Raw genomic sequence first — 25,494 nt, 5'->3', positions numbered from 1 at the left:
TCCACGGGGCAGCACACTGTGACCTCCCTCGCCGTAGCCAACCCGGGCAGCCTGATCCAGTCCGTGGACTGGGTGGCGATCGCGCCCCCGCTGATCGCCGCCGTGGCCGCCCTCGCCGTGCTGCTCACGGACCTGTTCCTGCCCGAGCGGCACAAGAAGTGGCTCGGCCGCCTCACCGCGGCCGGACTCGCCCTCGCCCTCATCGCGCTCCTTCCCCTCACCGGATCGTCACCCCGCGCCACCTTCTGCGTGCAGAACGTAGCAGGGGGGTCCGACAACGGCGGCTGCTCGTACGTCGCCGACCACTTCGCCCTGGTGTTCCAGCTGCTCGCCCTCGGCGGCGCGCTGATCGCGGCGCTGCTGTCGACGCACACCGTGGAGGACGAGAAGCTGCCGCGCGGCGAGTACTGGTTCCTGCTGCTCTCCAGCGCCACCGGCGCCGCCCTGCTGCCCGCCTCCCGGGACCTCGCCACCATGGTGATCGCCCTGGAGGTCGCCTCGCTGCCCGCCTTCGCCCTGGTCGCGCTGCGCCGGGACGGCCGGGGCGCCGAGGCCGCGTTCAAGTTCTTCGTCTCCTCGGTGACCGCGACCGCCGTGATGCTGCTCGGCGTCGGCTTCGTCTACGCGGCGAGCGGCAGCCTGCACCTCGGCGCCGTCGCCCAGGGCCTGGAGCACGCCCCCGGACAGCTCAGGCCGCTGGCCGAGGCGGGCGCGGTGCTCACCCTGGTCGGCTTCGCCTTCAAGGTCGCCGCCGTCCCGTTCCACTTCTGGGTGCCCGACACCTACACCGGCGCCCCGCTGCCGGTGGCCGGCTACCTCTCGGTGGTCGGCAAGGCGGCCGGCCTGTCCGGGCTCGCGCTCGCCACCACCGTCGCCTTCCGCCCGTACGCCCACACCTGGGGCCTGGTGCTCGCGGTGCTGGCCGCCGTCACCATGACCGTCGGCAACGTCGGCGCGCTGCGGCAGCGCTTCGACACCCGGTACAGCGCGGTGCGGCTGCTCGCCTGGTCCTCGGTCGGCCAGGCCGGGTACCTGCTGGTGCCGCTCGCCGCGGCCGGCTACGCGCCCACCGGCGTCGACCCGCTCGGCGCCACCGCCGCGTACGCGCTGATCTACGGCGTGGTGAACCTCGGCGCCTTCGGGGTGGTCGCCGCCGTCGGCCGCCGGGCCGGGACCAGCGTGGACGACTTCCGCGGCCTGTTCGCCCGCAACCGCTGGACGGCGCTGGCGCTCGCCTTCTTCCTGCTCTGCCTGGCCGGGCTGCCGCCGGGCGTGGTCGGCCTGTTCGGCAAGGTCGTGGTGTTCCGCGCGGCGGTCGACGCCGGGCTGGGCTGGCTCGCCGTGGTGATGGCCGTCAACGTGGTCGTCGCCCTGTACTACTACCTGCTCTGGACGGCCCGGCTGTTCGCCCCGGCGGGCGACGCGCCCCTCGACGGGGCCGCCGCCGGGCACCGCCTGCCGGTGAGCCTCACCGCGACGCTCGGGCTCACCGCCTCCGCCGCCGTGGTCCTCTCGGTGGCGCCGCAGCTGGTCCTCCAGGTGGCGGGCGGCTCGCTGTTCTGAGCCCGGGCCGGGCCGTGGTTCCGGGCCCGGGTCGGGCCGATCCGGGGGTGAGGCCGGGCCGCTCCGCCGTGACGGCCCGGTGACGGTGCGGTGGTACCGGGGGTGCGGCCCGGCGGTGTCACGTCGGTCACAAGGGAACAAGGTCCCCGGCCCCACCCGTTGACCGGGCAAGAGGGACGAGGCAGAAAGGGCTTCCCCACCGCACCATTGGAGGGCCTGACGTGCACAGCCGGCACAACGGACTGAGGACCGCCGTCCTGCTCGGAGGCCTCTCCGCGCTGATCCTGGTGATCGGCGGCCTCTTCGGCCGCACCGGCTTCGTGATCGCCCTGCTGGTCGCCCTCGGGACCAACGCCTACGCCTACTGGAACAGCGACAAGCTCGCGCTGCGGGCCATGCGGGCCCGGCCGGTCAGCGAGTTCGAGGCACCCGGGCTGTACCGGATCGTCCGCGAGCTCTCCACCTCCGCCCGCCAGCCGATGCCCCGCCTCTACATCTCCCCGACCCCGGCCCCGAACGCCTTCGCCACCGGCCGCAACCCGCGCAACGCGGCGGTCTGCTGCACCGAGGGCATCCTGGGGATCCTGGACGAACGCGAGCTGCGGGGCGTGCTCGGGCACGAGCTGAGCCACGTCTACAACCGGGACATCCTGATCTCCTCGGTGGCCGGGGCGCTCGCCTCGGTGGTGATGTTCCTGGTGAACTTCGCCTGGCTGGTGCCGTTCGGGCGCAGCGACGACGACGACGGCCCGGGGCTGTTCGGGATGCTCGCCATCATGATCCTCGGCCCGCTCGCGGCCGGGCTGATCCAGATGGCGGTCAGCCGTTCCCGCGAGTACCAGGCCGACGCCGACGGCGCCCGGATCACCGGGGACCCGCTCGCCCTCGCCAACGCCCTGCGCAAGCTCGACGCGGGCACCCGTCAGCTGCCCCTGCCGCCCGAGCCGCAGCTCCAGACCGCGAGCCACATGATGATCGCCAGCCCGTTCCGGCCCGGCGAGGCCGGTGCGCGGCTCTTCTCCACCCACCCGCCGATGGCCGAGCGGATCGCCCGCCTGGAGCGGATGGCGGGCGGGCGGGTCTAGCAGCGCCCCGGGGCGTCAGTCCGCGAGCTCCTCGTACGCGAGCCGCAGCCGGTGGACGCCCTCGGCGACCTGGGCGGAGCTCTCGGCGGCGGCGTAGCTGAGCCGGAGGTGGGGGGCCGGGGGCTCGGCGGGGTGGTACGGGCGGCCGGGGGAGAGCTGGACGCCGGCGCGCAGGGCGGCCCTGGCGAGGGTGGTGTCGTCGACGCCGTCGGGGAAGCGCAGCCACAGGTGGTAGCCGCCGGGGCGGTGGGTGCCGACGACGCCGGGCAGCTCGCGGTGCAGGGCGGCGACGGCGGCGGTGCGGCGGTCGCGCAGTTCGGCGCCGAGGGTGCGCAGGTGGCGGGCCCAGGCGGGGTCGGAGACCAGTTCCAGGGTGGCCTCCTGGAGCGGCCGGGGCACGAAGAAGCTGTCCACCACCTGGGTGGCCCGCAGCCGGGCCAGCGCCGGGCCGCGCGCGGTGAGGGCGCCGACCCGCAGGTTGGGGGAGGCCGCCTTGGTCAGCGAGCGCAGGTGCACCACGACCCCGTCCCGGTCGTCGGCGGCGAGCGGGCGCGGCAGCGCGGGGGCGTCCGCGTGGACCAGCAGCCGGGCGAAGTCGTCCTCGACCACGAAGGCCCCGGCCGCCCGGGAGATCCGCAGCACCTCCTCCCGCCGTACGGGCGACAGCACCGCGCCGGTGGGGTTCTGGAACAGCGGCTGGCAGAGGAAGACCCGTGCCCGGGTGGCCGCGAAGGCCTCCGCCAGCAGGTCGGTGCGCACGCCGTCGGCGTCGACCGGCACCGGGACGGGCCGCAGCCCGGCCGCCCGGACGACCGCCAGGATGCCCGAGTACGTCGGCGACTCCACCAGCACCGGCGAGCCGGGCGCGGCGAGCGCCCGCATGGCGACGGTCAGCCCGCTCTGCCCGCCGGCGGTGATCAGGACGTCCCCGGCGCCGATCGGCCCGCCGTGGCCGCCGATGTCGCGGGCGAACCAGCCGCGCAGTTCGGTCAGCCCGTCGGTGGGCGGGCGGTCCCAGGCGCCCGGCCGCCGGCCGGCCCGGGCGAGGACGGCGGCGAGCAGCCGTTCGGGCAGCAGCGAGGCGTGCGGGTAGCCGCTGTTGAGGTCGATGACGTCGGGCGCGGGCACCCGGAGGGTGTCGAACACCGGGGCGGCGAGCAGGTCGCGCGGGCCGGAGTCGGCGCTGAGCGCGATCTCCTGCCAGGAGAGGTCGCCGGTCCGGCCGGCCGGCGGGGCGGGGACGGCCGGGGCAGCGGCGAAGGCGGCCGCCCGGAACACCCCGGCGCCCGGCCGGGAGACCACGAGCCCCTCGGCGACGAGCACCGCGATGGCCCGGGAGACCGTCACCGGGCTGACCTGGTGGCGTTCCACCAGCGCCCGGCTGGCGGGCAGTTTCCGCCCCTCCGGGTAGCGCTCCACTTCCCGCCGCAGGATGTCGGCGAGTTCGGTCACGCTGCTACGCTCGTTCATGACGGCACAAGATAGCGCTATCCGCCCGAAGGCGATAGCACCTCGACCGGCCCCCGCTTCCGGTACCGCCCTCGCGGCCCTCGGGGTGGCCTCCTTCTCGCTCACCTTCCCCGCCACCGCGTGGGCCCTGACCGGCTTCGGCCCGTGGACCGCGACCGGTCTGCGCGGCGTCCTGGCCGCTGTGCTGGCCGCGCTCTACCTGCTGGCCGTCCGCGCCCGGCCGCCGCGGCGGGGGCAGTGGCCCGGGCTGCTGGTGGTCTCGGCCGGCTGCGTCCTCGGCTTCCCGCTGCTCACCACGCTCGCCCTGCGCACCTCCTCGACCGCCCACTCGGCGGTGGTCATCGGCGTGCTGCCGCTGGCCACGGCGGTGGTCTCGGCGCTGCGCACCGGCCGCCGGCCGTCCGGGGCGTTCTGGGCGGCGGCGCTCGCCGGGGCTGCGGCGGTGCTCGCCTTCACCCTGGTCCAGAGCCACGGCCGGCCGACCGCCGCCGACCTCTACCTCTTCGTGGCGGTGCTGCTCTGCGCCGCCGGGTACGCCGAGGGCGGGCGGCTCTCCCGGGACCTGCCGGGCGGGCAGGTGATCGCCTGGGCGGTGCTGGTCGCGCTGCCCGCGACGCTGCTGACCGCCGTGCTCGGGCTGGGCGCCGAGCCGGTCCGGCTCGGGGCGAAGGCACTGGCCGGGCTGGCGTACACGGCGGCGGTCTCGCAGCTCGGCGGGCTCGTGCTCTGGTACCGGGGGATGGCCGCGATCGGGGTGCCGAGGGCCAGCCAGCTCCAGCTCGCGCAGCCGCTGCTGACGCTGGTCTGGTCGGTGCTGCTGCTCGGCGAGCACCTGCCGGCCGCGGCGCCGGTCACCGCGGTGGTGGTGCTGGTCTGCATCGCGGTGACCCAACGGGCCCGGAGCTGACCGGGCGGGCGGCACCGGCCCCGGAGCTGACCGGGCGGGCGGTACCGGCCCCGGAGCGGAGCGGCGCCGTACGCCCCCGAACCCTCGCTCCGACCGGATCGGCGCGGCCCCGCGCTCGTTAGGATGAACCCGCGCCCGCCGGTCCGGGCGCGGCATCCGGAGGGAGTGGGCCGTCATGGCAGACCAGAGGCACGCCCCGACGGCCGGGGACGCGCCGCCCCGACGACGAGGCCAGGGCGAGCTGGAGGCGCAGGTGCTCGCGGTGCTCCAGCAGGCGCCCGGCCCGGCCGCCGCGGGGTGGGTCCAGGAACGCCTGGAGGGCGACCTGGCGTACACCACCGTGATGACCATCCTGTCCCGGCTGCACGCCAAGAACGCCGTGACCCGGACCCGCGCCGGCCGTTCCTACCTGTGGCAGGCCTCCGCGGACGCCGCCGGGCTGGCCGCGCTGCGGATGCGCCGGATGCTCGACGGGGAGGCCGACCGGGACGCGGTCCTGGCCAGCTTCGTCAGCGCGCTGCTGCCGCACGACGAGGAACTGCTGCGGGCGCTGCTGGACGCCGCGTCCGCCGATCCGGCGGCGCCCGACCGTGAGAGCTGACCCGTGGGCTTCTTCGTCTTCCTCCCGCTCGTCCTGCCGCTCACCGCGGTCCCGATCGCGCGCCTGACCGAGCAGCACCTGCATCCGCGCGGCGCGGCCCGGCTGATGACCGTGATCAGCGCGGTGATGGCGGTGTGCAGCGTGCTCTGCCTCGGACTGATCGGCGTGGTCGGCACCGCGCAGATCCCCGGCAACCCGCTGCCGGACAGCTGGTCCGACCCGGAGGTGCGGGCCGCGCTGCCGTACCACGAGACGGTCGGCACGGCCGCGATGTGGCTGCTGGCCCTGGTGGTCCTGGCCTGCGCCCGGACGGTCGTCCGGCACCTGCGGGTGCGGAACCGGGCCCGCCGGGCGCTGAGCGGGCTGCCCGCGGAGCCGGGGGAGTCCGGCGACCTCGCGGTGCTGCCGGACCACAGCCCGTACGCCTACGCGCTGCCCGGCTCGCCCGGCCGGGTGGTGGTCTCCACCGGGATGCTGGCCGGCCTGGCCGCCGACGAGCGCGAGGCGCTGCTCGCGCACGAGCGGGCGCACCTGCGCCACCGGCACCACCGGTACCTGCTGACCACCCAGCTCGCCGCCTGCGTCAACCCGTTCCTGCGGCCGCTGCAGCACGCGGTGGCGTTCAGCGCGGAGCGGTGGGCGGACGAGGAGTCGGCGCAGGCCGTGGGGGACCGCCGGATCACCGCGCGGGCGGTGGCCCGGGCGGCGCTGGTCTCGCACGCCGCCCCGGCCCCCGGCTTCGCGGCCTTCGCGACGCCGACCGCGGCGGCGGCCGCGGCCGGCCCGGTGCCGCGCCGGGTCGCCGCGCTGCTCGGCCCGGTGCCGACCTCCCGCAACTGGCCGCCGGCCAAGACCCCGGCGGGCCTGGCGGCGATGGTCGCGGCGATCGGCACGGCGGTGTCGGCGCTGTGCGCGCTCAACGCCGCCGTGGCCCTGCTGGTGGTGCTCAAGGCCGTCACACCGCTGTAGCGGCCGCCCGGCCAGGCCTGTCAGGGCGGCTCAGAGCGTCGCGGCCAGCTCGTCGAGGGCGGCCTCGGCCGCCGCCAGCGACTCGGCGGCGAGCGGCTGGAGGGCGTTCAGCGCCGGGACGTCCGCGGCCCTGGTGAGCTCGGCGGTGACCACGTGCAGGTGCTCCGGCGCGACCCCGATCCGGTCGAAGTACGCCCGCAGGTACGGGACCTGGAAGTCGCAGTGGGCGCGCGGGGCGCCCGGTGTGTAGCCGCCGCCGCGGACGGCGACGACCACCACGCGGGTGTCGCGCAGCAGCGGCTCGCCGGTCTCCGGGTCGTGGTGGACGCCGGGGAAGGTGACCCGGTCGATCCACGCCTTGAGGCCGGCCGAGACGGTGTAGTTGTACATCGGGCTGCCGACCAGCAGGGTGCCGGCGGCCCGCAGCTCCTCGATCAGCGGGCGGCTGAGCGTCCACTCGTGCGCCTCGTCCGGCCCTTCGGCGAGGCGGCCGATGTCGTCCAGCGGGAGTATCCCCTTGCGCTCGGTGCGGCGGCCGAGGGCGTCGTAGGCGGCGAGCACCGCGGGCACCGGGTCGGCGGCGAGGTCGCGGTACCGGTACCGGTCCCGGCCGGCGGTGCCGTGCCGGGCGTGCCAGGCATCGGCGAAGCGGGCGGTCAGGGCGCGGCTGACCGAGCCGGACGGGCTGATGCTGGAGTCCAGGTGGAGCAGCGTGGTGGAGGTCATGGTGGTCTCCCGGTCACCTCGGAGGAGGACGGATCGTCATAGCGGTGACGGGCCGCGCCGAGGAAAGGTGACCGATGGACCGGGACGCGATGTCGGGAGCGGCGGCCGGGGCGGCGGCGGCCCCGGGGCGGCGGGCCGAGGCGCCGGAGGAGCGCTTCGAGGCCGAGCGCGGCCGGCTGCGGGCGATCGCCCAGCGGATGCTCGGCTCGACCGGCGAGGCCGAGGACGCCGTGCAGGAGGCCTGGCTGCGGCTGGTCCGCACCGGTCCGGCGGAGATCGACAACCTGCCCGGCTGGCTGACCACGGTGGTCTCCCGGATCTGCCTGGACCTGCTGCGGGCCCGTGCCGCGCGCCGCGAGGAGCCGGCCGACGAGGCGCTGCCGGAGGCGGCGGGCGGCGGCCCGGAGCCGGAGCGGGAGGCGCTGCTGGTCGAGTCGGTGGGCCGGGCGCTGCTCGTGGTGCTGGACCGGCTGGGCCCGGCCGAGCGGGTCGCCTTCGTGCTGCACGACGGCTTCGCGGTGCCCTTCGACCAGATCGCGCCGATCGTCGGGCGGACCCCGGTGGCCGCGAAGAAGCTGGCCAGCCGGGCCCGGCAGCGGGTCCGGGGGACGGCCGCGCTGCCCCCGGAGCCGCTGGCCGGGCACCGGCGGGTGGTGGAGGCCTTCCTGGCCGCCGCCCGGGGCGGGGACCTGGCCGACCTGCTGGCCGTCCTGGCGCCGGACGTGGTGCGCCGGGCCGATCCGGCGGCGCTGCCACCGGGCCGCGCCCTGGTGGCCCGGGGCGCGCAGGCCGTCGCCCGGGAGACCACGGTCTTCGGCCGCCGGGCCCGGTACGGCGTGGTGGCCCTGGTGGACGGGGTGCCCGGGATCCTGATCGCCCCGGACGGGCGGCTACGGCTGGTGCTGCGGATGGCGGTCGCGGACGGCCGGGTGGCCGGCTACGAGGTGGTGGCCGACCCGGCCCGGCTCGCCGCGCTCGACCTGGCCGTGCTGCCGCTGCCCGGGTGACTGCCGCCGGGATGGGCGCTGCGGCGGAGCACGCGGTGGTCAGTCGGCGATCCGGACCAGCATCTTGCCGGTGTTCTCGCCCCGCAGCATGCCGAGGAAGGCGTCCACCACCCGGTCGAAGCCGTCCACGACCGTCTCGTCCGGGACGACGGCGCCCGAGCGCAGGTGCGGGACGAGGAAGTCGTACAGCTCCGGCCGGGCGTCGAGGTGGTCGCGGACCAGGAAGCCCTCCAGCCGCAGGCTCTTCCCGACCACGTCGAACAGGTTGCGCGGGGCGGCCGGCGGGTTCCCGAGCCGGTTGTACTGGGCGACCGCGCCGCACCAGGCGATCCGGCCGCGCTCGCGCAGGGCGCCGATGGCGGCCTCCAGGTGGTCGCCGCCGACGTTGTCCAGGTAGACGTGCAGCCCGTCCGGCGCGGCCTCGCGCAGTCGGTCCGCGATCGGGCCGTCGTGGTAGTCGAAGGCGGCGTCGAAGCCGAGCCGCTCGGTGAGGCGGGCGGCCTTGGCGGCGGAGCCGGTGCTGCCGACGATCCGTCCGGCGCCGAGCAGGCGGGCGAGCTGTCCGGCGGCGGTGCCGACGCCGCCCGCGGCCGCCGAGACGAAGAGCGTCTCGCCGGGCTGGAGCCGGGCGATCCTGGTCAGCGCGACCCAGGCGGACAGGCCGGTGCCGCCGAGCACCGACAGGTGGGCGCTGAGCGGGACGCCGGCGAGGTCGGGGAGCAGGCTGGCCCGTTCGGCGGTGACCACCGAGAGGGTGCGCCAGGCCTGGCGGTGCTGGACCAGCGCCCCGACCGGCAGGGCGTCGGCCCGGGACTCCACCACCCGGCCGAGGGTGCGCCCCTCCAGCGGGGCGTGCAGCGCCCAGCCGCCCTCCTCCATCTCCTCGCGCATGTACGGGTCGACGGACTGGTAGAGGTTCTCGACGAGGGCCTCGCCCGCCGCGAGGGCCGGGACGGTCTCGTCGACGAAGGCGAAGTCCGCGGCGGTCGGCGCGCCGTCGGGGCGGGCGACCAGGTGGACGGCGCGGGCGGTGGGACGGGACATCGGGGCTGCTCCAGGTGCGCGGGGGGCTCGGCGGGACGTGATCACCGTAGGAAGCGCGGGAGCGGCCGGGCAGGGGCGGCGGTCGATGGAACGGGCCGGTCCATGAGCGGGATCGATGGATCGCGGGCCCGCGGATTAGATTCGGGCGCATGACCGATCTCGCCCCGCACGAGCTGCGGACCCTGGTCGCCGTCGAGGAGGAGCGGAGCTTCACGGCGGCCGCCGCACGCCTGGGCACCACCCAGTCCGCCGTCTCGCACGCCGTCCGCGCCTGCGAGCGGAAGCTGGGCACGGTGCTCTTCGACCGCGGGCGCCACGGCGCACGCCCCACCGAGGGCGGCGCGCGGGCGGTGGCGTACGCCCGCCGGATCCTGCGGCTGCTGGACGCGATGGGCCCCGAGGTGCGCGGCGCGGGAGCGGACGGGCCGCTGACCGGCACCCTGCGGATCGCCGCCTTCCGCAGCGCCGCCGCCCATCTGCTGCCACCCGTCCTGGCCCGGCTCGCCGAGCGCCACCCCGGGCTCGGCACCCGGGTCCGGATCGTCCGGGAGCTCGGCCGGGGCAGCGCCGGGGAGGTCGCCGACGGGCGCGCCGACCTCGGGCTGGCGACGCTCGACGCGGGCGGCCCGCCGCCCGTCCCGGGCCTGGTCGCGGTGCGGCTGTACGAGGAGTCGTACGCGCTCGCGCACCCGCAGGGCCACCCGGCGCCGCGCGAACTCCCGCTGGTCGACTGGGACGAGAACTGCGGCTCGTACACCCGGGACTGGTGGCAGCGGCAGGACTGGATCCCGCCCGCGACCGTGGACGTGGAGGACGACACGGTGGCCGTCTCGCTGGTCGCCCAGGGCCTCGGCATGGCGATCATGCCCCGGACCGCCCTGCTCGGCGCCCCGGCCGGCCTCGCCGTCACCGACCTCGGGCCGCGGCCGCCCAGCCGCTCCGTCGGGTACGTCACCACGCCCGAGCTGGCCGGGACGGCCGCCGTCCGGGCGCTGATCCGGGAACTGCGCGAACTGCCGCTGCCCGCCGGGCTGGTGGCGGCCCGGCTCTCGGGGGCGGCGCGTCCTTCGGCGCCGGCCGGGGCTCCGGAAGAGGCCCCGGCCCCGGCGGCCGCTCAGCCCCCGACGGCCTCCCGGAGCCTGCGGAACTCCTCGGCCAGCCCGTCCAGGGTGTAGTGGGCGTTGAGGCCGCTGGGGTTCGGCAGCACCCACACCTCGGTGTCGCCGATGCCCTCCGGCTGCCGCCCGAGCGGGGCCCGGCGCTGCCCGAAGGCCGTCCGGTAGGCGCCGATGCCGAGCACGGCCAGGGCGCGCGGGCGCAGCCGCAGCACCCGCTCGCGCAGCGCGGCGCCGCCCTCGCGCAGCTCCTCGGTGGTCAGTTCGTCCGCCTTGGCGGTGGCGCGCGGGGCGACGTTGGTGATGCCCAGCCCGAGCGCGAGCAACTCCCGCTGCTCGTCCGGGCGGTACTGGCGCCCGGTGAAGCCGGAGCGGTGCAGGGCCGGCCAGAAGCGGTTGCCCGGGCGGGCGAAGTGGTGGCCGGTGGCGCCGGACCACAGGCCCGGGTTGATGCCGCAGAACAGCACCCGCAGCCCGGGCCCGGAGACGTCCGGGATGGTGCTGTCCTTGGCGGCCAGCAGCTGCTCGGCGGTGGGCTTCATCGGTGCGCTCGGATTCACCCGGCCAAGTCTGCCGTGCCCTTGGCGGGGGCCTCGGTCCGGGCCGTGCCCTCGGCCGGGGCCTCGGTCGCGTCCTCGGCCGAGGCCTCGGTACGGACCGGGGCCGGGGCCTGGGTCGTGCCTTCGGCCGTCGCCTCGGTACGGACCGGGGCCGGGGCCGCGAGCGGGGCCGAGGCCCTGGCCGCCCGGCGGTCGCGCAGCCGGCGCAGGCCGAACACCACCGCGGCCGCGTACGCCCAGCCGACGAAGACGTCGATGATGAAGTGCTCCGCGCCGTACACCAGGGTGAAGGTCATCGCGAGCGGGTAGGCGACCAGCACCGCCCGCAGCCAGCGCTTGGCGGTGGGCCAGAAGAAGAACAGCAGCATCGCCGGGTAGGCGGAGTGCAGCGAGGGCATCGCGGCGACGTCGTTGGCGAACTGGCTGCCGTTCTCCAGCAGCGAGTCGGCCTGCGGCAGCCCGCTCACCGAGATCACCTCCCAGACCACCCGGGACAGGTGCGGCAGGTTGCCCTCCTGGGCGACCAGCCACGGCGGGTCGGCCGGGTAGAGGAGGTAGGTGGCGAAGCCCGCGAAGGTGAGCGTCAGGTAGGCGGCGAGCAGTTGGCGGAAGCGCTGGTGGGCGCGCCGCCAGAGCACCGCGAGCAGCAGGAAGACGACGAAGAAGTGCGAGAGGTAGACGGCCACCGCGGCGTAGTCGTACCAGTGCGGCGAGCCGGCGGTGTAGAGGGCGTGCTGGAGCCGGACGGTCCAGGTCTCGCCGAAGCCGAGCACCTCGTCGAAGCGCAGCTGCGGCAGCCAGTGCGGGGCCCACGGGGTGTGCGCGCCGTAGCCGCGCAGCAGCGAGTACGTCCACACCACGGCCATCACCGGGACCCAGTCGCGCAGGACCAGGAGGAAGCCGCGGGGGCCGTGCCCGCTGTGCACGGCGCCGGTCAGCAGGGCGGCGATCAGCCAGAGGAACAGCACGTCGTTGGCCGCGGGGATGCCCTCGGTGCGCAGGAACCAGAGGAGGCACGTCAGGTAGAGCGGCCAGGCCAGCCATCGGAGTCTCGACCAGCCCGTCACGCGGGGGCGGGGCGGAGGCACCGGGCGCGGCTGCCCGGCCCGCACGTCGTGCGGGGCCGGGGAGAGGGTCTTGGTCATGCGCACTGAAACTAGCAACCCAAACTTGGAGGTCTCTGGGTGAAATATGACCGGATCGTAAGAACGTCCGACCCGGTCGTCACCCGGTTCGACACACGGTCAGGCACCGGAAGGCGCCCTCGGGCACCTGCGGACACCGTCGGGCGCCTTCCGGCACCGTCCGGCGCCCTCAGGCCACGATGCCCAGCTCGTGCGGGGTGTTGTTGAAGCGGCGGCTGCCGGCCGGGGTGACGGTGACGATGTCCTCGATCCGCACCCCGAACCGGCCGGGCAGGTAGATCCCGGGCTCGATGGAGAAGCACATGCCGGGCACCAGCGGCCGCTCCTCGCCCTCGACCAGGTACGGAGGTTCGTGCGTGGTGGTGCCGATGCCGTGGCCGGTGCGGTGGATGAAGTACTCGCCGTACCCGCCCTCGGTGATCACCCGGCGGGCGATCCGGTCGATCTCCTGGCAGCCGACGCCGGGCCGGACCGCCTCGAAGGCGGTCTGCTGGGCCAGCCGGACCAGCTCGTGCACCGTCCGCACCTCGTCCGGGACGTCCGGGCCGACGTGCACGGTCCGGGTGGTGTCGGAGCCGTAGCCGTCCTTGAGACCGCCGAAGTCCAGCACCACCGTGTCACCCGTACGGATGACCCGCTCACCGGCCTCGTGGTGCGGGTCGGCACCGTTCGGGCCGGAGCCGACCACGGTGAAGTCGACCTGGCTGTGCCCGTACTGGATGAGCAGCGCGCCGAGGTCGGCGGCCACGTCGGTCTCCCGGCGGCCGGCGAAGGGGACCTCCAGGATGCCCCGGTAGGCGGCGTCCGCCGCGCCGCTGGCCGAGGCCAGCCGCTCCAGCTCCTCGGTGTCCTTGACGGCGCGCAGCATCGGCAGGCTGTCGGTGAGCGAGGTGAAGGAGACGCCGGGCAGCGCGGCCTGGAAGCCGAGCAGGTGCAGGGCCCAGGTGTTGTCGGAGACGCCGTACCGGCCGGCCGGGTCGAGCAGCGGGCCCGCGGTGGCGAACGGGTCCTCGCCGTCGGACCAGTCGAGCAGCCGGACGGCCGGGGCGCCGACCGCCTTCTCGGCGTCCGGACGTTCCAACTTGGGCACCACCAGGGTGGGTTCGCGTCCGGCCGCGAGCACGAGGGCGGTCAGCCGCTCGGTGATCGCGGTGGGCGAGTAGCCGCACAGGTAGGCCAGGTCGGGGCCGGGGGCGACGACCAGGCCGGCCAGTCCGGCGGCGGTCGCCTCGGCGGTGGCACGGGCCATCCGGTCGGTGTGGTCCTGCACGGTGAAGGGGCGGGGCACGGCGGTTCCTCCTCTGGGGCCGGACGGGCTCTGCTGAGCCTCCGTCGCGTCAACTCCATCACTTCCGGGAGGAGTTGGTGAAGCCCTCGGGGAAGCCCCGGCGGGCCGGCGAGGTGCCGGCGGGTCCGGCGCTCCCCGGCGGGGGCCGCCGCGGCCCCCGCCGGAGGCCGGTCCTGCCGGTCCTGCTGGTGCGATCGGCGGGGTCGGTGCGATCGCTCCTGCCGACAGCCGGAGCGCGAGCGCCGGGACGAGGCCGAGCAGGATGCGGGCCGGCCCGCGGAGCGCCAGGGCTGGTGCGGCGGCGGCCGTCCGGCTCGGCGGGGGTCTGTCCGGCGCATGCATGCGGTCCTCCTCCGTACGGCCCCGGCCGGGAGCGCCCGACCGCGCGGGAGCCGGGGGAGGGGTCGGGAAGAGAGGCCGTACCCGGCCAGTCCACCGGGGCGCCGCGGCCGCCGCATGCCGCGAGCACCCGAGCGGGTGACCGGCGGCAGAACCGGAGGAGCAACGTCTACGGCGCGATCCGGGCCCCGCGGACCGGCCGCGGACCGCTCCAAAGGCCCCGCAGCCTGCTCTACGGTCTCCGACCGGGCACGGAATCATAAATTCCGGGCCGACTGTCGGTGCGGTGGGACACCATGGCCGCCATGTCCTATGAACTCCAGGCGCTGATAGGAACACGGGAGCTGCTGACGGTGGCGGCCGCGGAGGTTCCGGCGGCCCGGGTGGTGCCCTTGGCACAGGGGCTGGCGATGATCCCGGTCACCTCCGCCGTCCTCTCCGCGCTCCAGGGGGACGGCAGCGTGCGCAAGCCGCGCGGCGGGGCCGGGTTCGGCTGGCACTCGGACGGCTTCGAACTCCGGCTGGCCGCCTGGTCGAAGGCCGGCCCGATCGCCTGCGTCGAGGCCGAGTACTTCGGCGGCAGCGGCACCCAGCGCGCCGCCGTCTGGGCGGACGGCACGGTCACCCTCGGCCCGCTCACCATCGGCGAGTTCGAGCCCGCCCCGGCCGACGGCACCCCGATCTCCCACGTCCTGCGACGGATCGGCGCGCGCACCGAGGAGGGCCGGGCGGACGAGTTCGAGTCGGTCGGCCTGGGCCGGCACCGCAGCACCGCCGGCTGGGCGGAGTCGGCCGGCTGACCCGACCCCCGCGCCCCACCGCCCACCGCCCGTCGGCCCCGCCGCCCGCCCCGGCCCGCCGACGCGAACGGCCCCGCCCCCGAAGCGGGGAGCAGGGCCGCGCCGTCGTCCGTCGAACCGGCCGACCGGAGGGTCAGCGGTAGTTCACGTACTGGATCGCGAAGTCCAGGTCCTTGCCCTTGAGCAGGGCCTGCACGGCCTGGAGGTCGTCGCGGCTCTTCGAGCTGACGCGCAGCTCGTCGCCCTGGACCTGCGCCTTGACGCCCTTCGGGCCCTCGTCACGGATGATCTTCGCGACCTTCTTCGCGTCCTCCGTGGTGATGCCCTCCTTGACGTTGGCGAAGATCTTGTACTCCTTGCCGGACAGCTGGGGCTCGTTGGCGTCCAGGGCCTTCAGCGACAGGCCGCGCTTCACGAACTTGGTCTGGAGGATGTCGAGTACGGCGCGCACGCGCTCCTCGCCGTTCGCCTTCATCTCGATCTTCTCGCCCGAGCGGCTGATCTCGGCGCCCACGTTCTTGAAGTCGAAGCGCGTCGCGATCTCGCGGGAGGTCTGGTTGATCGCGTTGTCGACCTCCTGCCACTCGACCTTCGAGACGATGTCGAAACTGGAGTCGGCCATGGGTATTGGTCTCCTTGATGCTCTGGTCTTCACTGGCACGGGCCCGCCCCTCGGGGGCGCCCGCGACCCCAGCCTATCCAGCGCCACACCGGCCCCGCCCGTAGCGGGCGCCCGCGGTTTCTTGATCGTCGCGTGATCTATCGAGTGGCGGAGCACCCCCCGGCATCGGGTATGGTTTACCAAGTCGAACGGGGTGAACACCCCGGGAAACGAAGATCCTGGCTGGTTGCCCGAGCGGCCAAAGGGAGCAGACTGTAAATCTGTCGCGCAAGCTACGCAGGTTCGAACCCTGCACCAGCCACAGGATAGAGAAACAGCCCCCGATCTGCGGAAACGCGGATCGGGGGCTGTTTCGTTTTGCCGGGGCGGCCCTGCCGGGGGCGGGGGAGCGGGGAGTCGGGAGGGCGGGCGCCGGGCCGACTTATTGCACATTGCTTGCAATTACGGGTGCCAGGCAGCAGAGTGGGGCCCGGGGGTGGGAGTCCTTCGACAGAGCTGATCGTCTTCCCAGCCGGCGACCGCCGGGACAAACGGCTCGCCCCACCCCCGCCAACAGCCACCCGACGGAGGCCGGCGCGGCGTGACGGCCGCGTCAAGGGCGCGTCAAGGCCGCTCGTGGCGGCGTCAGGAACGCGTAGGGGCCCGGCGGGCGACGGGCGCGCGGACCGCAGGATCGGAGCAACTACCGACTGCGGAGGTCCCGTCCGATGTCCAGCGCCATCACCACCCCGGCCGTCACGGCCGACTCCGAGCCGCCTGGCACCGGCGCGGGAGACGAGCGGCACCGGCTCAGCGCGCTCGGCGGGCTGGCCGCGCTCTCGCTGGACGCCATGGCCTCGGTCGCGTACGGGCCGGAGTCGATCGTGCTGGTGCTGGCCGCCGCCGGGGCGTACGGGCTGGGCTTCACGCTGCCGGTCACCGCGGCGATCGCCCTGCTGCTGGCGGTGCTGGTGGCCTCCTACCGGCAGGTGATCGCGGCGTTCCCGGACGGCGGCGGCGCCTACGCGGTGGCCAAGGCGCACCTCGGCCGCCGGACCGCGCTGACCGCGGCCGCCTCGCTGGTCGTCGACTACGTGCTGAACGTCGCGGTCTCGGTCACCGCCGGCGTCGCCGCGCTCACCTCGGCCGTCCCGGGCCTGTACGACGACCGGGTCTGGCTCTGCCTGGGGGTGCTCGCGCTGGTCACCGCGGTGAACCTGCGGGGGATCGCCGAGTCGGCGCGCTGGTTCATGGCGCCGACGGCCGTCTTCGTGCTCTCCATCCTGGCGATCGTCGTGGTCGGCCTGTTCCGGGACGCCCCGGCCAGCACCGCGGCCGCCGCCGGCCACGCCTCGACGCTCGCCGAGAACGCCACCACCGTCGGCGCGCTGCTGCTGCTCAAGGCCTTCGCGGCCGGCTGTTCCGCGCTGACCGGGGTGGAGGCGGTGGCCAACGCCGTCCCCTCCTTCCGCGCCCCGCGGGTCAAGCGCGCCCAGCACACCGAGGTCGCGCTCGGCGCCCTGCTCGGCGTGATGCTGATCGGACTGGCCGTGCTGATCGGCCGCTTCCACCTCCAGCCGGTCGAGGGCGTCACCGTGCTCGCCCAGCTCGCCGACGCCTCGCTCGGCCACGGCTTCGGCTTCTACGTCGTCCAGTTCGCCACCGTGGTGCTGCTCGGGCTGGCCGCCAACACCTCCTTCGGCGGGCTGCCGGTGCTGCTCGACCTGCTGGCCCGGGACAACCACCTCCCGCACCTGTTCGCGCTGCGCGCCGACCGCCAGGTGTACCGGTACGGCGTGCTGTTCCTGGCCGCGGTCTCGGCGGCGCTGCTGGCCGGCTCCGGCGGGGACGTCAACAGCCTGGTGCCGCTGTTCTCGATCGGCGTGTTCGTCGGCTTCACCATCTGCCAGGTCGGCATGGTCCGGCACTGGCTGCTGCACCGGCCGTCCGGCTGGCGGTGGAAGGCCGCGCTGAACGGCTTCGGGGCGCTGCTCACCGGCGTCGCGGCGCTGGTCGTCACCGGCACCAAGTTCACCGAGGGCGCCTGGGGCATCGTGGTGGCCCTGCCGCTGCTGGTGGTGCTGTTCGAGGCGGTCCACCGCAGTTACGGGCGGATCGGCGAGCGGCTGGAGCTGGGCCGGGTGCCCGGCCCGGTGACCAGGCAGCGCAGTCTGGTCGTCGTCCCGGTGACCGCGATCACCCGGCTGACCAGGGACGGCCTGTCGGCGGCGCTCTCGCTCGGCGACGAGGTGATGGCGGTGACCGTGGTGCACGAGCCGGCCGCCGCCGAGGCGCTGCGCCGGGACTGGGAGCTGTGGCGGCCGGGCGTGCCGCTGGTGGAGATCCCGGACGTCCACCGCCGGCTGGGCCGGCCGATCGCCGACTTCGTCAACGAGCTGGGGGCGGAGCACGCCTACGACCGGCTCACCGTGCTGATCCCCGAGGTGGAGCCGGCCCGCTGGTGGCAGCGGGCGCTCCAGAACCGGCGCGGCGCCGTGATCGACCGCGCCCTGCGGCGGCACACCGACGCGGTGGTCTGCCGGTTGCGCATGCGGATGTGATCAGGGGACGGGTACGGAACGGCCCCGGACGGCAGCCCGCCGTCCGGGGCCGTTCCGTACCCGGGCGTGCCCCCGGCGGCCCGCCGCCGAACGCGCCCCCGTCCCGCCGCCGTGTCTCGGCCCGATCACGACGGTCTCGGTCCGGTGAAGCGCCCGTCAAGGCCGCGTCAACGTCGCGCTGTCACCCGTATGGAGGGCGTCAGGGCCCCATAACGCGCCGCTGACGGCTGGTTTGCTGCATCTGCCGGTCGTCCGCCGGCGCCGCGCGAGCCCCTTCGGCCCAGGTCGCGGCATCTCCCGAACCACTCTGGTGGAGCCCATGTCCGATCTCATCTACGTCGGTGTCACGGTCGCCGTGTTCGCCGTCATCGCCCTGATCGCGCGGGGGGTGGAGAAGCTGTGAGCGCCGAGAACATCGCTGGTCTGGTCGTGGCCGTCGCGCTCGTCGGCTATCTCGTCGTGGCGCTGATCTTCCCGGAGAAGTTCTGACATGGGATCCACTCTCGCGGGCTGGCTCCAGGTCATCGCCCTCGTCGGCGCGCTGGCCCTGTGCTACCGCCCCCTCGGCGACTACATCGCCAAGCTCCTCACCTCCGCCAAGCACCTCAGAGTCGAGCGCGGCATCTACAAGCTGATCGGCGTCGACGGCGACGCGGACCAGCGCTGGCCGTCGTACCTCCGCTCGGTGCTGGCCTTCTCGGCCGTCTCCGTCCTCTTCCTCTACGGCCTGATCCGCCTCCAGGGCTACCTGCTGCTGAACCTGGGTGTTCCGCAGATGGAGGGCCACCAGGCCTGGAACACCGCGATCTCGTTCGTCGCCAACACCAACTGGCAGTCCTACGGCGGCGAGTCCGCGATGGGCCACCTGGTGCAGATGGCGGGCCTGGCGGTGCAGAACTTCGTCTCCGCGGCCGTCGGCATCGCCGTCGTCGCCGCGCTGATCCGGGGCTTCACCCGCAACCGGACGGACCGGATCGGCAACTTCTGGGTGGACCTCACCCGGATCAACCTGCGCCTGCTGCTGCCGATCTCGATCGTCTTCGCCCTGGTGCTGGCCGCCAACGGCGTGATCCAGAACTTCCACGGCTTCCACGAGGTGACCTCCCTCGCCGGCGAGGTCCAGAAGATCCCGGGCGGCCCGGTGGCCTCCCAGGAGGTCATCAAGCTGCTCGGCACCAACGGCGGCGGCTTCTTCAACGCCAACTCGGCGCACCCGTTCGAGAACCCGACCGGGTTCACCAACCTGGTCGAGATCTTCCTGATCCTGCTGATCCCGTTCGCGCTGCCGCGGACCTTCGGCCGGATGGTGGGGGACAACCGCCAGGGCTACGCGATCGTCGCCGTGATGGGCCTGTTCTGGGCCGCCTCGGTGGCCCTGCTGACCCTCGCCGAGTCGCAGCACCACGGCACCGCCCTGCAGGCCGCGGGCGCCGCGATGGAGGGCAAGGAGCAGCGCTTCGGCATCGCCGCGAGCTCGCTGTTCGCCGCCTCGACGACGCTGACCTCGACCGGCGCGGTGAACTCCTTCCACGACTCGTACACGCCGTTCGGCGGCGGGCTGACGGTCTTCAACATGATGCTGGGCGAGATCGCGCCCGGTGGTGTGGGCTCCGGCCTGTACGGGATGCTCGTGCTGGCGGTCATCGCGGTGTTCGTGGCGGGCCTGATGGTCGGCCGCACCCCCGAGTACCTGGGCAAGAAGCTCGGCGGCCGGGAGATGAAGTTCGCCTCGCTGTACATCCTCACCACGCCGACGATCGTGCTGGTCGGCACGGGTGTGGCGATGGCCCTGCCGGGTGAGCGCGCCGGGATGCTCAACTCGGGCGCCCACGGCTTCTCCGAGGTGCTGTACGCCTTCACCTCGGCCGCCAACAACAACGGCTCGGCCTTCGGCGGCATCACCGTCAACACCGACTGGTACGACACCGCGCTCGGCCTGGCGATGATCTTCGGCCGGCTGCTGCCGATCGTCTTCGTCCTGGCGCTGTCCGGCTCGCTCGCCCAGCAGCAGCCGGTCCCGGCCACCCCGGGCACCCTGCCCACCCACAAGCCGCTGTTCGTGGGCCTGCTGTCGGGCGTGATCCTGATCGTCGTCGGCCTCACCTACTTCCCGGCCCTGGCTCTCGGGCCGATCGCGGAAGGTCTGTCCTCCTGATGTCCACCCCTACGCTCAACCCCGCACCGGCCGACAAGGCGGAGCCCGCCGCGCCGCACAGAGTGTCGAGCGGCCTGCTCGACCCGAAGCTGATCCTCGCGTCCCTGCCGGACGCGGTGAAGAAGCTCGACCCCCGGGTGATGGTCAAGAACCCGGTGATGTTCGTGGTCGAGGTCGGCTCGGTGGTCACCACCATCGCCGCGATCGCCGACCCGTCCGTGTTCGCCTGGGCCATCACCGTCTGGCTCTGGCTGACCACGATCTTCGCCAACCTGGCCGAGGCCGTCGCCGAGGGCCGCGGCAAGGCGCAGGCCGACACCCTGCGCAAGACCAAGAGCGACACCATGGCCCGCCGGCTCACCGACTGGCCGGCCACCGGCGCCGAGGAGGAGGTGCCCGGCACCGCGCTCCGGCTCGGCGACCACGTGGTGGTCGAGGCCGGGCAGGTCATCCCCGGCGACGGCGACGTGGTCGAGGGTGTCGCGAGCGTCGACGAGTCGGCGATCACCGGCGAGTCCGCGCCCGTCATCCGGGAGTCCGGCGGCGACCGCAGCGCCGTCACCGGCGGCACCAAGGTGCTGTCCGACCGGATCGTGGTGAAGATCGCCTCGGAGCCCGGCAAGTCGTTCATCGACCGGATGATCGCCCTGGTCGAGGGCGCCGCCCGGCAGAAGACGCCGAACGAGATCGCGCTCAACATCCTGCTGGCCTCGCTGACCATCGTCTTCCTGGTCGCGGTCGTCACGCTCCAGCCGATGGCCACCTACGCGGGCGCCCCGCAGTCGATGATCGTCCTGGTCGCCCTGATCGTGGCGCTCATCCCGACCACCATCGGCGCGCTGCTCTCCGCGATCGGCATCGCCGGCATGGACCGGCTGGTGCAGCGCAACGTGCTGGCGATGTCCGGCCGCGCCGTCGAGGCCGCCGGCGACGTCAACACCCTGCTGCTCGACAAGACCGGCACCATCACCCTGGGCAACCGCCAGGCCGCCGAGTTCCTGCCCGCCCCGGGCGTCTCCACCGAGGACCTGGCCAGTGCCGCGCAGCTCTCCTCGCTCGCGGACGAGACCCCGGAGGGCCGCTCGATCGTGGTCCTCGCCAAGACCGAGTACGGTCTGCGGGCCCGCGCCCAGGGCGAGCTGACCCACGCCACCTGGGTCCCGTTCACCGCCCAGACCCGGATGTCGGGCGTCGACCTGGACGAGGAAATGGAAGGGGCGGAGCGCAGCGACTCGGACAAGGGCGGTGGTGGGCGACGGGTGGGCGTCCACCAGGTCCGCAAGGGCGCCGCCGGCGCCGTCTCCAACTGGGTGACCGGGAACGGCGGTTCGGTCGGCGACGAGGTCTCCACCCTGGTCGACGGGATCTCCGCCGCGGGTGGCACCCCGCTGGTCGTGGCCGCGAAGACCGGCAGCGCGCCCGCCCGCGTCCTGGGGGTCATCCACCTCAAGGACGTGGTCAAGGAGGGCATGCGGGAGCGCTTCGACGAGCTCCGCCGGATGGGCATCAAGACCATCATGATCACGGGCGACAACCCGCTGACCGCCAAGGCGATCGCGGAGGAGGCCGGCGTGGACGACTTCCTCGCCGAGGCCACGCCCGAGGACAAGATGGCCCTGATCAAGAAGGAGCAGGAGGGCGGCAAGCTGGTCGCGATGACCGGCGACGGCACCAACGACGCCCCCGCGCTCGCCCAGGCCGACGTCGGCGTCGCGATGAACACCGGGACCATGGCGGCCAAGGAGGCCGGCAACATGGTCGACCTGGACTCCAACCCGACCAAGCTGATCGAGATCGTGGAGATCGGCAAGCAGCTGCTGATCACCCGCGGCGCGCTGACCACCTTCTCGATCGCCAACGACGTGGCCAAGTACTTCGCGATCATCCCCGCGATGTTCGCCGGGGTCTACCCGGGCCTGAGCCACCTCAACATCATGGGCCTGCACAGCCCGCAGTCCGCGATCACCTCGGCGATCATCTTCAACGCCCTGGTCATCATCGGCCTGATCCCGCTCGCCCTGCGCGGCGTGCGCTACCGCCCGTCCGACGCCAGCTCGCTGCTGCGCCGCAACATCGGCGTCTACGGCTTCGGCGGCCTGGTGGTGCCGTTCGTCGGCATCAAGCTGATCGACCTGATCGTCCAGTTCATCCCCGGCCTCAGCTGAAGCGGGAAGGAGAGAAAACCATGTCCAAGCCCCTGCCGACGATCCTCCGCACCCACTTCACGGCCCTGCGAGCGCTCCTGGTGCTCACCGTGATCCTCGGGGTCGTCTACCCGCTCCTGATCACCGGTGTCTCCCAGGTCGCCTTCTCCGACAAGGCGAACGGCTCGCCGGTGACGTCCGAGGGCAAGGAGGTCGGCTCCAGCCTGATCGGCCAGAGCTTCAACCTCCCGAAGACCAACCCGGACGACCCGAAGGAGGAGGCCCAGCCGGACCCGAAGTGGTTCCAGCCCCGCCCCTCCGCGGCCGGGACCGGCTACGACGCCTCCTCCTCCAGCGCCAGCAACCTCGGCCCGAACAGCGAGGACCTGCTGAAGGCCGTCAACGACCGCCGCGCCGCCGTCGCCGCGTTCGACGGCGTCGACCCGGCGAGCGTCCCGGCCGACGCGCTGACCGCCTCCGGCTCCGGCCTCGACCCGCACATCTCCGTCGCGTACGCCAAGGAGCAGGTCGAGCGGGTCGCCAAGCACCGCGACCTGCCGGTGGAGACGGTGGGCAAACTGGTCGAGAAGTACACCGAGAGCCGCTCGCTCGGCTTCCTCGGCAACGAGGGCGTCAACGTCGTGCTGCTCAACAAGGCGCTCAGCGAGCAGAAGTGACACCACCTCGTACAGACGGGTGACCGGGCCGGCCCGGGCACGGGGGCACGCCTCCCGCGCCCGGGCCGGCCGACCCGCGTCCGCAGACGTGCACCACCTCCCGATGGAAAGAGCAGTGCCCATGGCCCGCGACCTCACCCCCGGCACCGGCATCCGCGGCGGCCGGCTGAGGGTGTACCTCGGCTCCGCGCCGGGGGTCGGCAAGACGTACCGGATGCTGGACGAGGCCCGGCGCAGACAGGAGCGCGGGGCCGACGTCGTGGTCGGGTACATCGAGTGCCACGGCAGACCGCACACCGAGGCCATGCTGGCGGGCCTGGAGGTCGTGCCCCGCGTCCACCGCGACTACCGGGACGCCGGGTTCGACGAGATGGACCTCGACGGCGTGCTCGCCCGCCGCCCGTCCGTCGTGCTGGTGGACGAGCTGGCGCACACCAACATCCCCGGCGGCCGGCACGCCAAGCGCTGGCAGGACGTCGAGGAACTGCTCGCCGCCGGGATCGACGTCGTCACCACCGTCAACATCCAGCACCTGGAATCGCTGAACGACGTCGTCCGGAAGATCACCGGCATCCCGCAGCGGGAGACCGTCCCGGACGAGGTGGTCCGCCGGGCCGACCAGATCGAACTCGTCGACATGGCCCCGCAGGCGCTGCGCCGCCGGATGGCCCACGGCAACGTCTACAAGGCGGAGAAGGTGGACGCCGCGCTCTCGAACTACTTCCGGGTCGGCAACCTCACCGCCCTGCGCGAACTCGCCCTGCTCTGGGTGGCCGGGCGGGTGGACGAGGGACTGCGCGACTACCGGGCCAGCCACAACATCGACCGGGTCTGGGAGACCCGCGAGCGGGTCGTGGTCGCCCTCACCGGCGGCCCCGAGGGCGAGACCCTGATCCGCCGCGCCGCCCGGATCGCCGACCGCACGGCCGGCGGCGAACTGCTGGCCGTCCACGTCTCCCGCAGCGACGGCCTGGCCGGCGCCTCCTCCGGCGCCCTCGCCCAGCAGCGGCAGCTGGTGGAGACCCTCGGCGGCAGCTACCACGTGGTGGTCGGCGACGACGTCCCGACCGCGCTGCTCACCTTCGCCCGCGCCCACCACGCCACCCAGCTGGTGCTCGGCACCAGCCGCCGCGGCCGGATCAACCGCTTCCTCACCGGCCCCGGCACCGGGCAGACCACCGTGGACGACTCCGAGGACATCGACGTCCACATGGTCACCCACGAGTTCACCGGCCGCGGCCGGCTGCCCTCGCTCGGCCGCCGCCACTCCCGGCGCCGCACCATCGCCGGCTACCTGGCCGGCCTGGCGGTGCCCTGGCTGCTCACCGTCCTGCTCTCGCAGGCGGACCACAGCATCAACCTGACCACCGACGCGCTGATCTTCCAGCTCGGCGTGGTGATCGTCGCCCTGCTCGGCGGCGCGGTGTCGGCCCTGCTGGCCTCGGTCGTCGCCTCGGTGCTGCTCAACTACTACTTCATCCCGCCGGTCCACAGCCTGACCATCGGCGAGACCAACAACATCGTCGCCCTGGTGGTCTTCGCCGCGATCGCGCTCACCGTCTCCACCGTGGTCGACCACGCCGGCCGGCTCACCAGCCGGGCCGCCCGCGCCACCGCCGAGGCCGAGACCCTCTCCACCCTGGCCGGCAGCGTGCTGCGCGGCGCCGACGCGCTGCCCGCCCTGCTGGAGAAGTCCCGGACGGCCTTCGGCATGCGGGCCGTCGCGCTGCTCTCCCGGGGCGACGGCGAGGTGCTCGCGCACAGCGAGGGGGACCACCAGGGCGACGGCGAGGGGCCGCACGAGACCGCCGAGGTCCCGGTCGGCGCGGACGCCCTCCTGGTGCTCACCGGCCGCCGGCTGCCCGCCGCCGACCAGCGGGTGCTGACCGCCTTCGCCGCCCACGTCGCCGCCGCGCTGGAGCGGGACCGGCTGGCCGTGGTCGCCGCCGAGGTCGAGCCGATCAAGGCCGCCGACCGGATGCGCACCGCCCTGCTCGCCGCCGTCAGCCACGACCTGCGCACCCCGCTGGCCGCCGCCCGGGCCTCGGTCGGCTCGCTGCGCAGCCCCGACGTCGAGTTCTCGCCCGAGGACCAGGCCGAACTCCTCGCCACCGCCGACGAGTCGCTGGTCAAACTCACCCGGCTGGTCGACAACCTGCTCGACATGAGCCGCCTCCAGGCCGGCGCGCTCACCCTGCACCTCACCGAGACCCACCTCGACGAGATCCTGCCCCGGGCGCTCGACAGCCTCCCCGACCCGTACGCGCCGGTCCAGCCGCTCGACCTGGACACCGCCCCGCCGGTGCTCGCCGATCCGCCGCTGCTGGAGCGGGTGCTCGCCAACGTGATCACCAACGCGCTGCGGTACAACGCCCCCGGCGCGCCCGTCCTGGTCACCGCCAGCCACCACGCCGACCAGGTGGAGATCCGGGTGATCGACCGCGGCCCCGGCATCGCCCCCGAGGACCGCGACCGGGTCTTCCTGCCCTTCCAGCGCCTCGGCGACACCGACAACACCACCGGCGTCGGCCTCGGCCTCGCCCTCTCCCGCGGCCTCGCCGAGGCGATGGGCGGCAGCCTGGAGGTCGAGGACACCCCGGGCGGCGGCACCACCATGCTGCTCACCCTGCCCGCCGCCACCACCACGCCCAGCACCACCGAGCCTGGAGACTCCGGGGAGGAACCTCCACATGAGTGAACGAAGTGAACGAACCATCGAAAGGTGCGTGTCTCGCGA

21 protein-coding genes and 1 tRNA gene are annotated in these 25,494 nt (G+C 74.2%); 15 read left to right on the top strand and 7 right to left on the bottom strand.

The window, feature by feature from the left end; translation table 11 throughout:
• Nucleotides 1-18: 18 nt before the first annotated feature.
• Nucleotides 19-1,563: an NADH-quinone oxidoreductase subunit N gene (locus ACFY4B_RS10425; protein WP_387822800.1), complete on the top strand. Its 1,545-nt coding sequence runs from the start codon at nucleotides 19-21 to the stop codon at nucleotides 1,561-1,563.
• Between the two features lie 221 nt (nucleotides 1,564-1,784).
• Nucleotides 1,785-2,648: a zinc metalloprotease HtpX gene (htpX, locus tag ACFY4B_RS10420; RefSeq protein WP_117488274.1), complete on the top strand. Its 864-nt coding sequence runs from the start codon at nucleotides 1,785-1,787 to the stop codon at nucleotides 2,646-2,648.
• A gap of 15 nt (nucleotides 2,649-2,663) precedes the next feature.
• On the opposite strand, the gene ACFY4B_RS10415 is transcribed toward htpX, so the two are convergent.
• Nucleotides 2,664-4,118: a PLP-dependent aminotransferase family protein gene (locus ACFY4B_RS10415; protein WP_049656596.1), complete on the bottom strand. Its 1,455-nt coding sequence runs from the start codon at nucleotides 4,116-4,118 to the stop codon at nucleotides 2,664-2,666.
• On the opposite strand from ACFY4B_RS10415, the gene ACFY4B_RS10410 reads away from it, so the two are divergent.
• From ACFY4B_RS10410 to ACFY4B_RS10400, 3 genes are all read left to right on the top strand, one after another.
• On the top strand, nucleotides 4,117-5,025 hold the full coding sequence (locus tag ACFY4B_RS10410) for a DMT family transporter (RefSeq protein ID WP_074003988.1): 909 nt from the start codon (nucleotides 4,117-4,119) through the stop codon (nucleotides 5,023-5,025). The two genes, ACFY4B_RS10415 and ACFY4B_RS10410, sit on opposite strands and share 2 nt — an antisense overlap.
• A gap of 175 nt (nucleotides 5,026-5,200) precedes the next feature.
• Nucleotides 5,201-5,626, top strand: coding sequence for a BlaI/MecI/CopY family transcriptional regulator (locus tag ACFY4B_RS10405; protein WP_049656591.1), 426 nt, complete (start codon nucleotides 5,201-5,203; stop codon nucleotides 5,624-5,626).
• Between the two features lie 3 nt (nucleotides 5,627-5,629).
• Nucleotides 5,630-6,595 carry a M48 family metalloprotease gene (locus tag ACFY4B_RS10400; RefSeq protein WP_375876934.1) on the top strand — a complete coding sequence of 322 codons (966 nt, stop codon included), beginning with the start codon at nucleotides 5,630-5,632 and terminating at the stop codon, nucleotides 6,593-6,595.
• 30 nt (nucleotides 6,596-6,625) lie between these two features.
• Here ACFY4B_RS10400 and ACFY4B_RS10395 read toward each other — a convergent pair whose 3' ends face one another.
• Nucleotides 6,626-7,321 (bottom strand): NAD(P)H-dependent oxidoreductase, encoded by a 696-nt coding sequence (locus ACFY4B_RS10395; protein WP_387967153.1) that lies wholly within the window; start codon nucleotides 7,319-7,321, stop codon nucleotides 6,626-6,628.
• Nucleotides 7,322-7,410: 89 nt separating this feature from the next.
• Between ACFY4B_RS10395 and ACFY4B_RS10390 the strand changes: the two genes are divergently transcribed.
• On the top strand, nucleotides 7,411-8,328 hold the full coding sequence (locus tag ACFY4B_RS10390; protein WP_387967304.1) for a sigma-70 family RNA polymerase sigma factor: 918 nt from the start codon (nucleotides 7,411-7,413) through the stop codon (nucleotides 8,326-8,328).
• Nucleotides 8,329-8,367: 39 nt separating this feature from the next.
• Here ACFY4B_RS10390 and ACFY4B_RS10385 read toward each other — a convergent pair whose 3' ends face one another.
• Entirely contained in the window at nucleotides 8,368-9,372 is a 1,005-nt protein-coding gene (locus ACFY4B_RS10385) for an NADP-dependent oxidoreductase (RefSeq protein WP_387967151.1), read from the bottom strand.
• Between the two features lie 149 nt (nucleotides 9,373-9,521).
• Here ACFY4B_RS10385 and ACFY4B_RS10380 point away from each other — a divergent pair, with 149 nt between their 5' ends.
• Nucleotides 9,522-10,547, top strand: coding sequence for a LysR family transcriptional regulator (locus tag ACFY4B_RS10380; protein WP_387967149.1), 1,026 nt, complete (start codon nucleotides 9,522-9,524; stop codon nucleotides 10,545-10,547).
• Here ACFY4B_RS10380 and mug read toward each other — a convergent pair.
• From mug to ACFY4B_RS10365, 3 genes are all read right to left on the bottom strand, one after another.
• Nucleotides 10,487-11,029: a G/U mismatch-specific DNA glycosylase gene (mug, locus tag ACFY4B_RS10375; RefSeq protein ID WP_049652089.1), complete on the bottom strand. Its 543-nt coding sequence runs from the start codon at nucleotides 11,027-11,029 to the stop codon at nucleotides 10,487-10,489. The genes ACFY4B_RS10380 and mug overlap by 61 nt on opposite strands.
• A 14-nt stretch (nucleotides 11,030-11,043) precedes the next feature.
• Nucleotides 11,044-12,192 carry a phosphatase PAP2 family protein gene (locus ACFY4B_RS10370; RefSeq protein WP_387967147.1) on the bottom strand — a complete coding sequence of 383 codons (1,149 nt, stop codon included), beginning with the start codon at nucleotides 12,190-12,192 and terminating at the stop codon, nucleotides 11,044-11,046.
• Nucleotides 12,193-12,361: 169 nt separating this feature from the next.
• Nucleotides 12,362-13,441, bottom strand: coding sequence for a M24 family metallopeptidase (locus ACFY4B_RS10365; RefSeq protein WP_387967301.1), 1,080 nt, complete (start codon nucleotides 13,439-13,441; stop codon nucleotides 12,362-12,364).
• A 683-nt stretch (nucleotides 13,442-14,124) separates the two neighbouring features.
• On the opposite strand from ACFY4B_RS10365, the gene ACFY4B_RS10360 reads away from it, so the two are divergent.
• Nucleotides 14,125-14,619, top strand: coding sequence for a hypothetical protein (locus ACFY4B_RS10360; RefSeq protein ID WP_387967145.1), 495 nt, complete (start codon nucleotides 14,125-14,127; stop codon nucleotides 14,617-14,619).
• Between the two features lie 133 nt (nucleotides 14,620-14,752).
• Here the strand turns inward: ACFY4B_RS10360 and ACFY4B_RS10355 are convergent, their stop codons facing one another.
• Nucleotides 14,753-15,241, bottom strand: a complete 489-nt coding sequence (locus tag ACFY4B_RS10355; RefSeq protein ID WP_049652087.1) for a YajQ family cyclic di-GMP-binding protein — start codon at nucleotides 15,239-15,241, stop codon at nucleotides 14,753-14,755.
• A gap of 220 nt (nucleotides 15,242-15,461) precedes the next feature.
• On the opposite strand from ACFY4B_RS10355, the gene ACFY4B_RS10350 reads away from it, so the two are divergent.
• The 7 genes from ACFY4B_RS10350 to ACFY4B_RS10320 all read left to right on the top strand — a co-directional run bounded on the left by ACFY4B_RS10350 (nucleotide 15,462) and on the right by ACFY4B_RS10320 (nucleotide 25,455).
• Nucleotides 15,462-15,542: transfer RNA gene (locus tag ACFY4B_RS10350), tRNA-Tyr, on the top strand.
• 406 nt (nucleotides 15,543-15,948) lie between these two features.
• Nucleotides 15,949-17,781 carry an APC family permease gene (locus ACFY4B_RS10345; RefSeq protein WP_375876928.1) on the top strand — a complete coding sequence of 611 codons (1,833 nt, stop codon included), beginning with the start codon at nucleotides 15,949-15,951 and terminating at the stop codon, nucleotides 17,779-17,781.
• 399 nt (nucleotides 17,782-18,180) lie between these two features.
• Entirely contained in the window at nucleotides 18,181-18,270 is a 90-nt protein-coding gene (kdpF, locus tag ACFY4B_RS10340; protein ID WP_045693083.1) for a K(+)-transporting ATPase subunit F, read from the top strand.
• A gap of 1 nt (nucleotide 18,271) precedes the next feature.
• On the top strand, nucleotides 18,272-19,936 hold the full coding sequence (gene kdpA / locus ACFY4B_RS10335) for a potassium-transporting ATPase subunit KdpA (protein ID WP_117488258.1): 1,665 nt from the start codon (nucleotides 18,272-18,274) through the stop codon (nucleotides 19,934-19,936).
• Complete coding sequence (gene kdpB, locus ACFY4B_RS10330; RefSeq protein WP_380745530.1) at nucleotides 19,936-22,101, top strand: potassium-transporting ATPase subunit KdpB; 2,166 nt, start codon at nucleotides 19,936-19,938, stop codon at nucleotides 22,099-22,101. Before kdpA ends, kdpB begins: the two co-directional genes overlap by 1 nt.
• Nucleotides 22,102-22,121: 20 nt before the next feature.
• A complete protein-coding gene (gene kdpC, locus ACFY4B_RS10325; RefSeq protein ID WP_387967142.1) occupies nucleotides 22,122-22,757 on the top strand; it encodes a potassium-transporting ATPase subunit KdpC in 636 nt (211 codons plus the stop codon).
• Between the two features lie 121 nt (nucleotides 22,758-22,878).
• Nucleotides 22,879-25,455 (top strand): ATP-binding protein, encoded by a 2,577-nt coding sequence (locus tag ACFY4B_RS10320; RefSeq protein ID WP_387967140.1) that lies wholly within the window; start codon nucleotides 22,879-22,881, stop codon nucleotides 25,453-25,455.
• The last annotated feature ends 39 nt before the right edge of the window (nucleotides 25,456-25,494 follow it).

Origin of the sequence: Kitasatospora sp. NPDC001261 (assembly GCF_042896795.1) — a bacterium.
In the GTDB taxonomy this organism is placed as follows: Bacteria; Actinomycetota; Actinomycetes; order Streptomycetales; family Streptomycetaceae; genus Kitasatospora.
The sequence above is the reverse complement of the archived record's forward strand: the minus strand, read 5'-3'. Positions and strand labels throughout refer to the sequence as shown.